A 16333-nucleotide genomic window follows, 5' to 3' on the forward strand; every position below is an offset into this window, starting at 1 on the left:
TAAAAATGTTATATTTGTGAACACTCTGCAAGAGGCTCTAACTTTATTATTGCTGAGTTCACATAAATAACCGTTGAACTTGCATCAAAAATTACTGATTTAGGGTTATATATAACAAGGATGTCCACCATGGGTGGCATAAAATAAGAGGAATGTGTTGTGCTAAAAGCTTATCGTAAACATGTCGAAGAACGTGCCGCTGATGGGGTTGTACCGAAACCTCTTGATGCTGAACAAGTTGCTGCTCTAGTTGAATTGGTGAAAGCACCAATCGCTGGCGAAGAAGAAGTTATTTTAGATCTTTTAACGAATCGTGTACCACCAGGTGTGGATGAAGCTGCTTATGTAAAAGCTGGCTTCTTAACAGCGATTGTTAAAGGTGAAGCGACATCACCTATCTTATCTGCAGAACGTGCAACGGAACTACTTGGCACGATGCAAGGTGGTTACAACATCGAAACATTGGTTGAATTACTGGATGTTGATGCGCTTGCTCCTATCGCTGCAAAAGGCTTATCACACACACTATTAATGTTTGATGCTTTCTATACTGTTGAAGAAAAAGCAAAAGCAGGTAATAAATTTGCACAACAAGTTATGCAATCTTGGGCTGACGCTGAATGGTTCTTAACGAAACCTGAAGTGGCTGAAAAAATCACAGTCACCGTATTTAAAGTACCTGGCGAAACCAATACTGATGATCTATCACCTGCTCCAGATGCATGGTCTCGTCCAGATATCCCGCTGCATGCACTTGCAATGCTTAAAAATGAGCGTGAAGGTGTTTCAGCTACGCCACTACAAGCAATTGAAGAATTAAAACAAAAAGGTCACCCAGTGGCTTACGTTGGTGATGTTGTTGGTACGGGTTCTTCACGTAAATCAGCAACTAACTCAGTGTTATGGTGTATGGGTGATGATATCCCATTCGTGCCTAACAAGCGCGGCGGTGGTGTTTGTATCGGTTCTAAAATCGCGCCAATCTTCTTCAACACAATGGAAGATTCAGGTGCTTTACCATTAGAATTTGATGTAAGTAGCCTAAGCACTGGCGACGTTATTGATATCTATCCATATGCAGGTGTCGTTAAAGCGAACGATACTGGCGCGGCAATTACAGAATTCAAAATCAAAACTGATGTCATTCTTGATGAAGTGCGTGCCGGTGGTCGTATTCCACTGATCATTGGTCGTGGTTTAACAACGCGTGCACGTGCTGCATTAGGTCTAGAAGATTCAACAGTATTCCGTCTACCTCAAGATGTAGCGGCTTCGACTAAAGGTTATTCTTTAGCGCAAAAAATGGTTGGTAAAGCATGTGGTGTAACGGGCGTGCGTCCTAACCAGTATTGCGAACCTAAAATGACGACAGTAGGCTCTCAAGATACTACGGGTCCAATGACGCGTGATGAACTGAAAGATCTTGCTTGTCTTGGTTTCTCTGCTGACTTAGTCATGCAGTCTTTCTGTCATACTGCGGCATATCCGAAACCAGTTGATGTACAAACTCACCATACGTTACCAGACTTTATTCGTAACCGTGCGGGTGTTTCGTTACGTCCGGGTGATGGTGTAATTCACTCATGGTTAAACCGTATGTTATTGCCAGATACTGTTGGTACTGGTGGTGATTCACATACGCGTTTCCCATTAGGTATCTCTTTCCCTGCGGGTTCTGGTCTCGTTGCATTTGCTGCAGCGACAGGTGTTATGCCACTTGATATGCCTGAATCTATCTTGGTACGTTTTAAAGGTGAACTACAACCGGGTATCACATTACGTGATTTGGTTAATGCTATCCCGTATTACGCTATTCAGAAAGGTCTACTGACGGTTGCTAAAGAAGGCAAAATCAATGCATTCTCTGGCCGTGTCCTAGAAATTGAAGGTTTACCTGAGCTGAAAGTAGAGCAAGCATTTGAATTATCAGATGCATCTGCAGAGCGTTCTGCTGCAGGTTGTTCAATCAAACTTGATGAAGCACCAATCATTGAATACCTAGAGTCTAACATCGTGATGTTAAACTGGATGATTGCTGAAGGTTATGGCGATCCGAAAACGATTGCGCGTCGTGTTGCTGAAATGAAAGCTTGGATCGCTGATCCACAGTTACTTGAAGCTGATGCTGATGCTGAATACGCTGAAATCATTGAAATTGATTTAGCTGACGTGAAAGAACCTATCCTAGCTTGTCCAAATGATCCAGATGATGTGAAACTATTATCTGATGTTGCTGGCGTGGCGATTGATGAAGTCTTTGTTGGTTCATGCATGACTAACATCGGACACTTCCGTGCAGCGGGTAAACTATTGGAGAAATTCAACGGTTCATTGCCAACACGTATGTGGGTAACTCCGCCAACGCGTATGGATGCCGCACAATTAAGTGACGAAGGTTATTATTCTATCTTCGGTAAAGCGGGCGCACGTACCGAAATGCCAGGTTGTTCACTATGTATGGGTAACCAAGCCCGTGTAGGTGATAATACTACGGTTGTTTCTACGTCAACACGTAACTTCCCGAACCGTCTTGGTACAGGTGCTAACGTTTATTTGAGTTCTGCTGAAGTTGCTGCTGTAGCGGCAATTAAAGGTCGTATCCCAACGGTTACAGAATACATGGAACTGGCGTCTGAACTTGATGCAACGGCAGCGGATACTTACCGCTACTTAAACTTCGATAAAATTGCTTCTTATATCGAGAAAGCGAACGAAGTAATTGTTCAAGAAGCTGTTTAATTAACAGATGGTGCAGTGACGACTATATCGTTAATGAGCTAACTGAATAGAACAAAATACGTGTATGAAACGGCTCCCTCGATAGGGAGCCGTTTTTGTTTCCGCTATTTTTTGCTACAATCCTCTCCCTTGAAAACCGATCAAATTATTACCCTATTACTAAGCTAGTAATAAAGCATTAATAAACTATGACCCCCTAACTTAACAGCAGGCGTAACCGTGGATTTTGAATTTAGAAAAGATACCCTAACAGATACTTACCGCGTAATAATCTCAATGGAACAGACGGCTCTGGGTAGTTGGATCCAAGGCACTTTAGGCACGGATAAAGCCACAATTGCGTTGATTCAAGCTGAAATAGATTTATTAAAAGCACGTAAAAAACAAGAGTATCGTTTAGTCGGTGATGAGATGACATTAACCATGACGCAAGAAGATGTCTGTGCTTGTATGAATTCGGAGTTAATTGATTCTGGTGAAGAGCTAGATGACGATATGAATTTTTATGATGCAGAAACTGTGGCAGTCTGTGGCTTGGAAGATTTTGAAATCATACTCCAAGCCTGGTTAGCATTTTTTAGTCAGCGCTAATCCCACTCTTCTGATGTATAACTAAATGTTGGCAGTGACCATTTCCAATAAATAGCGCATAAACGCAAAGTAACACCAACACTGAAGGCCACAATAAGGGTGATGTCGTGGTCAATGCCTAATGTTTCTAAACCCAGATAAAGTACCGCCACTAATAACGAAATACCCGCATAAATTTCTTTGCTAAAGACCACTGGCGTTCGATTACAGAGTAAATCTCGTAATACGCCGCCACATATCCCCGTGATCATACCAGCCATAATGATCACTGTTGGGTGATAGCCGAGTTTCATCGCTACATTACAGCCAATAATAGTAAAGGCAATCAGGCCTAGTGCGTCGAGTACTAAGAACAAACGACGTAAATGATTCATGTGTTTGGCAATCAGAATGGTAAACAAACCTGCACATATCGTGATATACACATAGTGAGGATGCTGGGTCCAAGAGATTGGAAAGTTACCTAATAACACATCACGTACCGTACCGCCACCAAGTGCAGTGACAAAGGCAATAACGGCCACACCAAAGATGTCCATATTACGACGACCCGCCATTAATGCGCCTGACATAGCTTCGGCAGTGATGGCAATTAAATAGATATAAGTGAGCATTTTTACAAACCTTTCGTTTGAAAATAGGTGAGTGATAAATCCATGGGAAATAGGCCGCGCTCCTTGCAAGGAGGCGATCCTATATATAAACATGATTATGGTCAACCGAATAACAAGCGACGGGCTGCATAAACTGAACCAGTGGTCAGTATTTTAGGCGTTTCAAAGGGTAAAGCCAGGTAATGGACTATTTTAATCAGCAACAAGACTTACAAAGGGTGGATAATTAGGGTAGACTTCTGGATGGCTAATGTATTACTTAAGGATGGGAATAATGCCAATTAGAATTAAAGACGGACTACCAGCGGCTGAAATATTAGGTAACGAGAATATTTTTGTGATGCTAGAGTCACGTGCAACCAAGCAAGAAATTAGACCGCTGCAGGTTGTTGTTCTTAACCTTATGCCGAAGAAAATTGAGACTGAAAACCAAATTTTACGGTTATTATCGAATACGCCACTGCAAGTAAATGTAGAGCTATTACGTATTGATTACCGTGCCTCTAAGAATACCCCACAAGAACACATTGATGAGTTTTATCACGATTTCGAACGTATTCGCCATAACAATTACGATGGTTTAATTATTACTGGTGCCCCGTTAGGCTTAGTCGGCCATGAAGATGTGGCGTATTGGCCACAAATTGAAGAGATCATTCATTGGTCTAAAACCCACGTTGTATCAACCTTATTCTTATGTTGGGCAGCACAAGCGGCATTAAAAGTACTGCACGGTATCGATAAAAAAGTGCATGAACAGAAATTTTCTGGTGTCTATCCACAACAAACATTCCACCGTCATAATCCGTTAGTACGTGGTTTTGATGACGTATTCCCTGTGCCTATGTCGCGCTATGCTAATTTTTCGAAAGACATGTTTGCAGGCACCGATCTTAATATTTTAGCGGCCAATGATGAAACCGGCGTGTATTTAGCGGCTTCAGCAGATTTTCGTCAGGTATTTGTAACAGGTCACCCTGAATACAGTGCTGATACCTTACATCAGGAATATATGCGTGATGTTGCTGATGGTGTTGAAGCCGAAGTACCCGCGAATTATTACAAAGATGATAATGCTGAAAATGACCCTCTTGTTACTTGGCGCAGTCATGGTAATCTGCTTTATAGCAATTGGTTAAACTATTATGTTTATCAACAAACGCCATATGACTTAAACGATCTATAAATGCCGTTCGCGCAGCTATTTGAGTAGGTAGTCGAATAGGAAGTCGAGTAAATAGATTAGTATCAAATAATATGACTCAGGACTGAGTCTGCAGTAAATTAAACGAGGGATCTTGTGGCTACTATAAAAAACCAACAGCAACTAGAACAGCAATTAAAAAAACGTATCATGCTTATCGATGGCGGCATGGGTACGATGATCCAGGACTATAAATTAGAAGAAGCTGATTACCGTGGCGAACGCTTTGCTAACTGGCATAGTGACGTTAAAGGTAACAATGATTTATTGGTATTAAGTAAGCCGCAGCTCATTGCCGATATTCATAAAGAATACCTCGACGCCGGCGCCGATATTCTAGAAACCAATACCTTCAACGCGACGACGATTGCGATGGCCGATTATGATATGGAATCATTATCGGCAGAGATCAACCGCGAAGCGGCACGTATTGCCCGTGAAGCGGCCGATGCAAAAACCGCTGAAAACCCTGACCGTCCACGCTTTGTTGCCGGTGTATTAGGGCCAACAAACCGTACTTGTTCTATTTCTCCTGATGTCAATGATCCTGCATTCCGTAATACCTCATTCGATCTGATGGTTGAAGCGTATATCGAATCAACTAAAGCGTTAATTGAAGGTGGCTCTGACTTTATTCTGATCGAAACGATCTTTGATACCTTGAACGCGAAAGCGGCCGTATTTGCGGTGAAAACGGTATACGAAGAACTCGGTTACGAATTACCTATCATGATCTCAGGCACGATCACCGATGCATCGGGTCGTACATTAACAGGTCAAACGACAGAAGCATTCTACAATTCATTACGCCATGCAGAACCGATCACCTTTGGTCTTAACTGCGCATTAGGACCGGATGAATTACGTCAATATGTCGGCGAGCTATCGCGCATCTCTGAAACCTATGTGACAGCGCATCCTAATGCTGGTTTACCAAATGCCTTTGGTGAATATGATCTTAGCCCTGAAGACATGGCAGAGCATATTAAGGAGTGGGCTGAATCTGGTTACTTAAATATGGTTGGTGGCTGTTGTGGTACGACGCCAGAGCACATTAAAGCCATGGCGGATGCTGTTGAAGGTATCGCGCCGCGGGTATTACCTGAAATTGACATTGCGTGTCGCTTAAGTGGTCTTGAGCCATTAACAATTTCTAAAGAAAGCCTGTTCGTTAACGTCGGTGAACGTACTAACGTTACTGGTTCTGCACGTTTTAAACGTCTTATCAAAGAAGAAAACTACGACGAAGCCCTGCATGTTGCGCAGCAGCAAGTCGAGTCTGGCGCACAAATCATCGATATCAATATGGATGAGGGCATGTTGGATTCATTGCATTGTATGCAGCGTTTCTTAAACTTAGTCGCTTCTGAACCTGAAATATCGAAAGTGCCGATCATGATCGATTCTTCAAAATGGGAAATTCTAGAAGCGGGCCTGAAATGCGTTCAGGGTAAAGCCATTGTTAACTCAATTTCGTTGAAAGAAGGTGAAGAAAACTTCCGCCGCCAAGCGACGTTAATTCGTCGTTACGGTGCTGCCATGATCGTGATGGCGTTTGATGAAAAAGGCCAGGCAGATACCCAAGAACGTAAATTCCAAATTTGTAAGCGTTCTTACGATATCTTGGTGCACGAATTAAATTACCCGCCAGAAGACATTATCTTCGATCCAAATATTTTTGCTGTGGCAACCGGTATTGAAGAACATAATAACTATGCGGTTGATTTCATCGAAGCGGTGAAAGACATTAAACGTGAACTGCCGCATGCGATGATCTCGGGGGGGGTATCTAACGTTTCGTTCTCGTTCCGTGGTAACAATCCATTACGTGAAGCGATCCATGCGGTGTTCTTGTATTACTGTATCCGTGAGGGCATGGATATGGGTATTGTTAATGCTGGGCAGCTGGCGATTTACGATGACCTACCAAAAGAATTATTAGATGCAGTAGAAGACGTTATTCTAAATCGTACGGCTGAAGGCACGGAAGCGTTGTTAGACATTGCAGATAAATACCGTGATTCTGGTGTGGAAGTGGAAGCCGAAACACAAGAATGGCGTACTTTTGAAGTTAACAAGCGTTTAGAGCATGCGTTAGTTAAGGGGATTACAGAATTTATTGAAGAAGATACAGAAGAAGCTCGTCAACAAGCAACACTGCCGTTAGAAGTGATAGAAGGGCCGTTAATGGACGGCATGAACACGGTTGGTGACTTATTCGGCGCGGGTAAAATGTTCTTACCGCAAGTCGTTAAATCTGCTCGGGTAATGAAGCGTGCCGTTGCTTATCTAAACCCGTATATTGAAGCGTCAAAACAAAAGGGCTCTTCCAACGGTAAGGTATTATTAGCCACGGTAAAAGGCGATGTACACGATATTGGTAAGAATATTGTTGGCGTGGTTTTACAGTGTAATAACTATGAAATCGTTGATATGGGCGTCATGGTGTCTTGTGATGATATTCTCAAGAAAGCAGTAGAAGAAAACTGTGACATTATTGGTTTGTCGGGGCTTATCACGCCATCGCTAGATGAAATGGTTCACGTTGCAAAAGAATGTAAACGTAAAGGTTTTAAACTGCCTATTCTGATTGGTGGTGCGACAACATCGAAAGCCCATACCGCGGTTAAGATTGAGCAAAACTACGATGAGCCGGTGATTTATGTATCTAATGCATCACGTGCGGTAGGTGTCGTATCGGCATTATTGTCGGAAACTAAAAAGCCTGAACTCGTTGCGCGTATGGCTAAAGAATATGAAGTAGCGCGTGAACAGCATGCCCGTAAACGTCCGCGTAGTGCGCCAGTAACATTAGATGTTGCTCGTGCTAACAAAGCGCCGATTGATTGGGTTAACTACACGCCACCAGTACCGAAAACACTGGGTGTGCAAAAATACATTAACTACTCAATTGCTGAATTGCGAAAATACATTGATTGGACGCCCTTCTTCATGACCTGGACGCTGGCGGGTAAATACCCTCGTATCCTGACTGATGAAGTAGTGGGTGAGCAAGCACAAAGTTTGTTTAATGACGCTAATGCAATGCTTGATCGTCTACAAGAATCCAATGAAGTGGGGGTTAACGGTGTGATTGGTTTATTCCCTGCCAATACAGTGAATAGCGATACCATTGAAGTGTATACCGATGAAACCCGTACTCAGGTATTCAAGCGTCTTGAACACCTGCGTCAGCAAACCAAGAAGAAACCTGGGCAGTATAATAATTGCTTAGCGGATTTCGTGGCACCGAAAGAATCGGGTAAATTCGATTACGTTGGTGCATTTGCGGTAACCGGTGGTATCGGTGAAGATGATATGGCGAATTACTTCAAGGGTATTGAAGATGATTACAACGCTATTCTGGTGCAATCTGTGTGTGACCGTTTAGCGGAAGCCATGGCTGAACGTCTGCATGAATTAGTGCGTAAGGAAGAGTGGGGCTTCACGCCAACAGAAGAGTGGAATAACGATGACCTGATCCGAGAGAAATACCAAGGTATTCGTCCGGCACCGGGTTATGCTGCTTGTCCAGAGCATACCGAGAAAGGTACTATTTGGGAATTATTAAACCCAGAAAGTATTGGCATGAAGTTAACCTCTTCTTATGCGATGTGGCCAGGTGCGGCGGTTTCGGGGTGGATATTCTCACACCCTGAATCACGTTACTTTGCGGTAGCATCGATTCAAGAAGACCAAGTGAAAGACTATGCCGAACGTAAAAACATGACGCTTGAAGAAGCCGAACGTTGGTTAGGGCCTAACTTAGGTTATGCGCCTGATTAATATTTTCTAACTCCGTATTGATTAAACACGCTCTGCTCGCCGTGAACCCATCCATGGGGGCTTGGGGCTAGCATCCATGCTAGCAACAGCTGGCTTACTTTAATTAATACGGTAGAGTTGAATCTAGTTTTATGTATTTACTAAAATGCCCGTGTAGCAAATTGTTACACGGGCATTTTTATATTTAGCGGATGCCAGCAGAGAAGTCTGTAAATCAACCTGATTAACTCGCTTGTAATAACGATTTTTTAGTACGGGTAAACAATGCTTTTTTACGTTGGGTTAATACATTACCAAGTATCACTAATACCAGCCCGAGCGTTGAATAAATCGTCCAATGATAATCTTCAAATACAGCAGAGACACTTAAGGCCACAATCGGGGTGATCACTAAAATGTAGGCTGCATTGCTGGCGCCAAGTCGATCAACTAAAATCAAATAACAAGTAAAACCAAGTACCGATGCTGGAATGGCGAGATACAATAAGCTGCCTATATATTGCGTGCTCAGGGTAAATTTAAACGAGATGCCACGTACTAGAATAATCACTAACAGCGCAATGCAACCATATACCATGGCATAGCTGGTGGCGGTAAAAGGCTGCACATTATTTTTGGTATTACGGATACTCAGCATATTACCCATCGAGAAACACCAGGTACCGATTAAAGCAAACATTAAACCGTATAAGGTATCTTGCGACCAATTGGTTTGTAATAAATCACCAGCAAATAATAAGCTAATACCAGCAAGGCCGAGTATGGCCCCTAGCCAAAAATTAGCATTGGTTTCGGTCTGGTAAAACAGCTTGCTGTGAAAGGCATTAAATACTGGTGCTGTTGCCATGAATACCGCGACTAAGCCACTGGGGATGTACAAGGTCGCGCTGTAAAAGGCGAGGAAGTTACAACAAAATAAACACACACCTTGGAGTGCTAAATAAGCGTGGTCTTGGCGTCTTACCGTTTGTAGTTTCCCCCATATTTTACCAACCCCAAACATGACGATTGCGGCAATGGCAAAGCGGTAAAAGATAGAAACTTCCATTGGCACATCACCGTGTTGCCATTTGATTGATATCCACGAAAAACCCCAAATAAATATCATTGAAACGTAGAGTATGGCTGACATAGCAGATCCTTTATTATTACTATATAGAGGATGTCATGTGTCACGACAACCATTCATTAATCTGCATTATGGTACTGCTGCAAGGGTATAAATATCACGATATTGGCAAAACTAACACAATATTGCGGTTTAATGCTTACCTTGATCACGGCAACAGTTGAGCAATCTGCCATTAATGGTAATATTTTGTTATGCCGTTAATAAAACCACTCATTGATGTCGGGCTCGATAGCAGTTCGTCGTTACTTGAGCCGAATGAAATAAGCTTTGAGCAATCAACTAGTAAGATCTGTTTACGACAAACGTCATTAACGGAGGCGTTGTCGTGGGCACATTACCAAAATGAAAATGACCGGTTATATTATGTCAATGATAAGCAGCATACACTGAGTTTGTACATGTCCGGGGGTTATGAAACTCACCGTACCGATGTCGATTCGGGTTTTGGCGCGCCTGGTAAATTTTGTCTGATGCCGAAAGACTCAGAGAGCCATTGGCAGCTTGGACAAACTCAGCAGTTCATGCATTTATATTTTAGTGATGACTACCTTAAACAATTGGCGCTAAAGGTATTTGATATTGATCCACGGATGTTACAACTACCGGAGCTAACTTTTACCAACGACACCGCTACTGAAGCGTTATTTCGGCATTGCATGGCAACCAGTGATTGGCACAGTGGGCATGATCACCTGGCTATGGAGCAAGTGACCAATACCATCTTAGTGTCTATGCTGCAGAATATGGGCATCACTAAACTGATGTCGCCAATTAAAGGGGGCTTATCCCCTAAAGTCGCTGCGCAGGTTTGTGATTACATGCAAGCTAATTTTCACCGTCAGGTTTATCTTAGTGAGTTGGCTGAATTAGCACAATTGAGTGAGTATCATTTTTGTCGTATGTTCAAACAGAGTATGGCGCAAACACCACAAGCCTATTTATTGGCTATTCGAATTGAGCAAGTGAAACTACGTGTTGCTAAGAGTCAGGCAAGTATGGCCGATATTGCCTTACAGTGTGGCTTTGCGAACCAAAGCCACATGGGACGTTATTTTAAAAGGCTGGTGGGTATTTCCCCGCGCCAATATCGCAATTTAAGCGCGAGTTAATATTTCCTCACATGAGGTAATCGCTATTTTATTAATGCGGCCGAGGCACCTGCCGCGACAAATATACCACCAACGGTTTTATCAAAACGGATCTTGTTACGGGCACTGGTTAATACCGGTTTAATCGCATGCGAAGTGCTGCCGTAAAGTAGCTTACAAATCAAATCGACCACGATCCAAGTACTGACAATTACCACCAATTGCTGAAATAAATCCGCTTGTGGATTCAAAAATTGTGGTAAAAATGCGATGAAAAACAAAATGTCTTTGGGGTTTGATGCGCCGAGTAAAAACGCTTTGCTAAACATAGCTTTGTTATTGGGCTTTTGCGCTTCTTCGGTGAGCGTAATGCTACCGCCACGACTGGCATTACGCCATGTCGTGAACCCTAAATACACGAGGTAAAGGGCGCCGAGAGTTTTGAGCACCGAGAATAAACTTTCTGAGGCGATAATCAGTGCGCCTAGTCCTGTTGCTGAGGCTATCAAGTATAATGATGACGCCAGTACACCACCGGCAAAGGCGGGGGCTGTTTGCTTGATACCATAAGCAATCGAGTTGGTGATCATATAAATTGAGAGTGGACCGGGAATTAAGATCACCACAAAAATAGTCGAAACAAAAAGTAACCAAGTATCTAACGTCATTGTTATTATTCTCCAAAGTAGGGTAACCGTCGCACTCACTATAGGCATAATAACGAATGCTCAACTGGTTTGAGCACTCGCTGTTTATTGATTTTCTGTTATGACACAGCGTTTATTCAGCAGTCGTGTTTATGACTGCTTGACGCTGATACAATTCAAAACAAACCTGTCCTGCTTGTTTTTCTTTTAAGATCGTCCAATTCGCGGGTAATTTAACTTGGTTAAGTTCTTTTTCACGTTCAATATAAATCACTGCATCCGCACTTAGCCAATTGTATTCTTCGAGCTTAGCACAGCAGTCTTCCAGCAGATCTTGACGGAAAGGCGGGTCGATAAACACCATATCATAAGTTTGTGTCGGTACTTTCGTTAATAATTTTAAGGTATCACCACGTACTAACTGCGCGTTATCGGCTTTTAACAAATCAATGTTTTGTTGTAACTGTGCTGCTGCCCCGGCGTCTTTTTCAAATAGTAGGCCGCTTTCTGCATAGCGTGACAATGCTTCAAAGATTAAGCCGCCACTACCAGCAAATAAATCGAGGCAATGACTGTCGCGTACATAAGGTGATAACCAATTGAATACGGTTTCTTTTATTCGGTCGGTTGTCGGGCGTAGACCAATAACATCTTTAACCGGTAGTTTTCGACCGCGCCATTGACCACTGATGATCCGAATATGCCCAGAAGGACGTTGATTTTGTTGTTTTGTGCTAGATTTTGCCATAGTAATTCTTTGTCTGGACAGAAAGGTGATAATATAATCACCATATTGATATTGGGTCATTGTAGCAGTTCAAGACTGGCGAAAGTAAGGTTTTCTAAAAATGGCAAAAAAAAGCATGAAGAATTGGTTTGGTTTAGGTAAAAAAGAAGCAAGTAACACGGATGAAGCTAAAGTTGATCCGGCATTATTAGTATCGAGCGATGATGAAACGGCAGAAGAAAAAGCCATTCGTCGCGCTGCAGATTTACAACTTATCGCTGATTTCGAAAAAAACAGCGCTGTTAGCGAAATAGACATTATCACGCCAGAGCCTGTTGTCATTGCGCCTGAGGTTGTGAACGCTGACGTTGCCGCAGATAGTGTGGACGAAGCTGATAAATCAGTTGTTACAGACTCTGCACCGGTTAACGATGAGCCCGCAGCGGAAGAACCCGTTGACAAAGATAAATTCTTTACCCGTTTGAAACGTGGCTTATCACGTACCAAAGGTAATATCGGTAGTGGCTTTAAAAACTTTTTCCGTGGTAAGCATATCGATGACGAGTTATTTGAAGAACTCGAAGAACAGTTATTAATTGCCGATCTAGGTGTTGCGACAACCACGCGTATTATTGACAATTTAACTCAGCAAGCATCACGTAAAGAATTAAAAGATGCGGAAGCCTTGTATGACATTCTGAAAAAAGACATGGCAGAGTTACTGCACAAGGTGGATGAACCACTGGTTATTGATAGTAATAACAAGCCGCACGTTATTTTAATGGTAGGTGTGAACGGTGTGGGTAAGACGACCACGATCGGTAAGATGGCGAAGAAATTCCAAGGTGAAGGTAAATCAGTGATGTTAGCGGCGGGTGATACGTTCCGTGCTGCAGCCGTCGAGCAATTACAGGTATGGGGCGAGCGTAACGATATCCCAGTGGTTGCACAGCACACTGGTGCTGACAGTGCCTCGGTATTGTTTGATGCAATGCAATCAGCAACAGCCAAAGATGTAGACGTGCTTATCGCTGATACCGCCGGTCGTTTACAAAATAAAGCCCACTTAATGGAAGAGCTGAAGAAAGTTGTTAGGGTGATGCGTAAACATGATGCGACAGCGCCGCATGAAATTATGTTAACGATTGATGCGGGTACCGGTCAAAATGCCTTAAGCCAAGCGGAACTATTTAAAGAAGCAGTAGGTCTGACTGGGATCACCATTACTAAATTAGACGGTACCGCTAAGGGTGGTGTTATTTTTGCTGTTGCCGATAAATTCGAGATCCCAATCCGCTTTATTGGTATTGGTGAAGGTATCGATGATTTACGTACCTTTAATTCAGAAGAGTTTATTGAAGCGCTGTTTAGTAACGAAGATAAAAAATAGCAGCATTCGCAGTCTGTGTTACGCAATAACTTATCGTTAACTCGGTGAGCTATTGTGTTCACGATTTTTATACCAGCACACAGCCCTTATAGCAACACATAGCAAGGACGCGGTCATCATGATTCGGTTTGATAATGTATCTAAAGTTTATCCTGGCAGTCTTAGCGCATTACAGAAAGTTAATTTTCACCTTGAAAAAGGCGAGATGGCTTTTTTAACTGGGCCCTCTGGCGCAGGTAAAAGTACCTTATTAAAATTAATTAGCATGCTTGAACGACCAACGGCAGGCGATGTTTTTCTTAATGATCGTAACGTCAGTAAAATCAGTAAATCGGACATTCCATTTTTACGTCGTGATATCGGTATTATCTTTCAAGATCATCGTTTGTTAGTCGACCGCACTATTTTTGATAATGTTGCGCTGCCGTTGATCATTAAAGGCTATACCGCCAAACAAGTTAACAATAGGGTATTGGCTGCATTAGATAAAGTCGGTTTGTACAATAAAGCCAAGTGTTACCCGCCGATGCTGTCTGGTGGTGAACAACAGCGCGTGGGCATTGCTCGTGCCATTATTTCCCGCCCGAAATTATTACTGGCAGATGAACCAACAGGTAATTTAGATCCACAGTTATCCATGGAGATCATTAAATTATTTGAAGAGTTCAATCGCAGCGGTACCACGGTATTGATTGCGACCCATGATTTGGGTTTGATTGCTAAACTGCGCTATCGTACTTTGCGTATTAAGCAAGGCGAGATGTGTAATGACGAGTTACAAGGGATTTAACATGAACAAGCAAACCAACCGCGTTGACGCTCCTATCATTAAACGTATTCAAATCCGCTGCCAACAACATATCCATCACGCGATATCGAGTCTAACGGATGTATGGCGCACGCCTATAGCCTCTTTGATGACGATGTTAGTGCTGGGCGTGAGTTTAGCCTTGCCAAGCACCTTGTATGTGGTACTGAAAAATAGCCAAGCGGTAAGCCAAGAGTGGACTAGCCCGACCGATATTAATTTATTCCTGAAGAAAGATTTAGCGGAATCGCGTTACCAAAATTTATTACACCGTTTGAAGAGCTATAAAGAAGTTGATAGCTTTGAATATATTTCTAAAGAACAGGGCATGGAAGAGTTTAAGCGTTCTTCAGGGCTAGTATCGGCATTAACCTTACTCGATCATAACCCTTTACCAGCGGTGGTTGTGGTCACGCCTAAACCTTATTATCGCACTTCGATTGCAGCGCAAGAGCTATTAGCGAAGTTAGAGCGTGAACCTGAAGTTCAGCAAGGTAAGTTGGATATTATGTGGTTAGCACGCCTTGAAGGGATTATCTCGATCTTTAGTGATGCCGTATTAGTGGTCTCAGTATTATTATTAAGTTCGGTATTGTTAATTACCGGTAATACCATAAGGCTTAACATTTTATCTAATCGCGATGAAATTGAAGTATTGAAATTGGTGGGAGCGACGAATGCGTTTGTACAACGACCATTTTTATATACCGGCTTTTGGTATGGCGCGATCGGCGGGATTTTAGCTTGGCTGGTAACGCTATTTATGGTGTATTGGATGGAAGATACGGTGCTCAATCTTGCACAATTATATAACACCGAATTCACTATTGAGGGGTTGGTATTTAGCGAGATTATGCTGCTGTTTATCACTGCCATTGGCATGGGGTTAATCTCAGCAGCCATTTCCGTTAATTACTATATCGCTAAAATCGAACCGAGTTAATCATTACGTCATATCGCGGTACTGACATAACTGTTAGCGATAGATATAGCTGCCATCTTCACGTAATGCAAATAACGTCGGTGCACTATCTGCATCCGTAATACGAAGTTGTATTAATTTGCCTGCCGTCGAGATGTAAAATGACATCACTTGTCCAGGTTGCACTTGGGTTATATACCGCTGTGGCGTTGGGACTGCGATTAAAGCATGCAGTACCGCTGAAGGTATATCGTATTGGCGGAAAATGCGATAAACAGAATCGCCTTTACGAATAACGTGTGCTCGCCATTCACCATCAATATTTTCTGGATCCAGTACTTTAATTGCTACCGGCTGTGGTGTATTGCTCGTTGGTCCCTGTTCTAGACCTGCTTTATTTGCTACATTTTGAGTTGGTGCGATGGTCAGTGTGATTGACTTACGCTCATTCGTACTCGCGTTACTCGGATTCATTGTATCTGTGCTCGGTATAAGCAGCAGTACTATGACAATCAGTGATAGTATAGGTAATAATTTACGGTGCAGGCGCGGCAGTGATTTGAATGCGTTACGCAACATACTGACGCGTTTTGTTAATGATGGAAATAATAATTTAGTTTTTTCTATAAGAGAATATAATGCATTGCTCCCCATGATTAATTTCCTGTCATTTTTGTTTTTAATC

At 42.6% G+C, this 16333-nt stretch carries 13 protein-coding genes; 8 read left to right on the forward strand and 5 right to left on the reverse strand.

Features of this window, described 5'->3' with window-relative positions; genetic code table 11:
- Positions 1–159 precede the first annotated feature (159 nt).
- Together acnB and FR932_RS19345 are read left to right on the forward strand one after the other, a co-directional pair.
- Entirely contained in the window at positions 160–2739 is a 2580-nt protein-coding gene (gene acnB, locus FR932_RS19340; protein WP_019442586.1) for a bifunctional aconitate hydratase 2/2-methylisocitrate dehydratase, read from the forward strand.
- A gap of 219 nt (positions 2740–2958) precedes the next feature.
- On the forward strand, positions 2959–3330 hold the full coding sequence (locus FR932_RS19345) for a YacL family protein (RefSeq protein WP_019442585.1): 372 nt from the start codon (positions 2959–2961) through the stop codon (positions 3328–3330).
- Here FR932_RS19345 and FR932_RS19350 read toward each other — a convergent pair.
- Entirely contained in the window at positions 3327–3944 is a 618-nt protein-coding gene (locus FR932_RS19350) for a trimeric intracellular cation channel family protein (RefSeq protein ID WP_019442584.1), read from the reverse strand. The genes FR932_RS19345 and FR932_RS19350 overlap by 4 nt on opposite strands.
- 274 nt (positions 3945–4218) lie before the next feature.
- Between FR932_RS19350 and metA the strand changes: the two genes are divergently transcribed.
- Both metA and metH read left to right on the forward strand, forming a co-directional pair.
- On the forward strand, positions 4219–5130 hold the full coding sequence (gene metA, locus FR932_RS19355; RefSeq protein WP_019442583.1) for a homoserine O-acetyltransferase MetA: 912 nt from the start codon (positions 4219–4221) through the stop codon (positions 5128–5130).
- Positions 5131–5244: 114 nt separating this feature from the next.
- Positions 5245–8934, forward strand: a complete 3690-nt coding sequence (metH, locus tag FR932_RS19360) for a methionine synthase (protein WP_019442582.1) — start codon at positions 5245–5247, stop codon at positions 8932–8934.
- A gap of 223 nt (positions 8935–9157) precedes the next feature.
- Here the strand turns inward: metH and FR932_RS19365 are convergent, their stop codons facing one another.
- The gene (locus FR932_RS19365) at positions 9158–10066 is read right to left on the reverse strand and encodes a DMT family transporter (RefSeq protein WP_019442581.1); all 909 of its coding nucleotides are present in this window, start codon (positions 10064–10066) and stop codon (positions 9158–9160) included.
- Between the two features lie 191 nt (positions 10067–10257).
- On the opposite strand from FR932_RS19365, the gene FR932_RS19370 reads away from it, so the two are divergent.
- Positions 10258–11175: a helix-turn-helix domain-containing protein gene (locus tag FR932_RS19370; RefSeq protein ID WP_019442580.1), complete on the forward strand. Its 918-nt coding sequence runs from the start codon at positions 10258–10260 to the stop codon at positions 11173–11175.
- A gap of 23 nt (positions 11176–11198) precedes the next feature.
- Here FR932_RS19370 and FR932_RS19375 read toward each other — a convergent pair whose 3' ends face one another.
- Positions 11199–11822 carry a LysE family translocator gene (locus FR932_RS19375; protein WP_019442579.1) on the reverse strand — a complete coding sequence of 208 codons (624 nt, stop codon included), beginning with the start codon at positions 11820–11822 and terminating at the stop codon, positions 11199–11201.
- Between the two features lie 112 nt (positions 11823–11934).
- Positions 11935–12549, reverse strand: coding sequence for a 16S rRNA (guanine(966)-N(2))-methyltransferase RsmD (rsmD, locus tag FR932_RS19380; protein ID WP_019442578.1), 615 nt, complete (start codon positions 12547–12549; stop codon positions 11935–11937).
- A 100-nt stretch (positions 12550–12649) separates the two neighbouring features.
- Between rsmD and ftsY the strand changes: the two genes are divergently transcribed.
- The 3 genes from ftsY (at position 12650) to ftsX (ending at position 15669) form a co-directional block, all read left to right on the forward strand.
- Entirely contained in the window at positions 12650–13918 is a 1269-nt protein-coding gene (ftsY, locus tag FR932_RS19385; RefSeq protein WP_019442577.1) for a signal recognition particle-docking protein FtsY, read from the forward strand.
- 118 nt (positions 13919–14036) lie between these two features.
- A complete protein-coding gene (ftsE, locus tag FR932_RS19390; protein WP_019442576.1) occupies positions 14037–14708 on the forward strand; it encodes a cell division ATP-binding protein FtsE in 672 nt (223 codons plus the stop codon).
- A 1-nt stretch (position 14709) separates the two neighbouring features.
- Positions 14710–15669 carry a permease-like cell division protein FtsX gene (gene ftsX, locus FR932_RS19395; RefSeq protein ID WP_019442575.1) on the forward strand — a complete coding sequence of 320 codons (960 nt, stop codon included), beginning with the start codon at positions 14710–14712 and terminating at the stop codon, positions 15667–15669.
- A 33-nt stretch (positions 15670–15702) separates the two neighbouring features.
- Here the strand turns inward: ftsX and FR932_RS19400 are convergent, their stop codons facing one another.
- Entirely contained in the window at positions 15703–16302 is a 600-nt protein-coding gene (locus tag FR932_RS19400; RefSeq protein WP_019442574.1) for a LysM-like peptidoglycan-binding domain-containing protein, read from the reverse strand.
- Positions 16303–16333: the final 31 nt, after the last annotated feature.

Source organism: Moritella marina ATCC 15381 (assembly GCF_008931805.1).
In the GTDB taxonomy this organism is placed as follows: Bacteria; Pseudomonadota; Gammaproteobacteria; order Enterobacterales; family Moritellaceae; genus Moritella; species Moritella marina.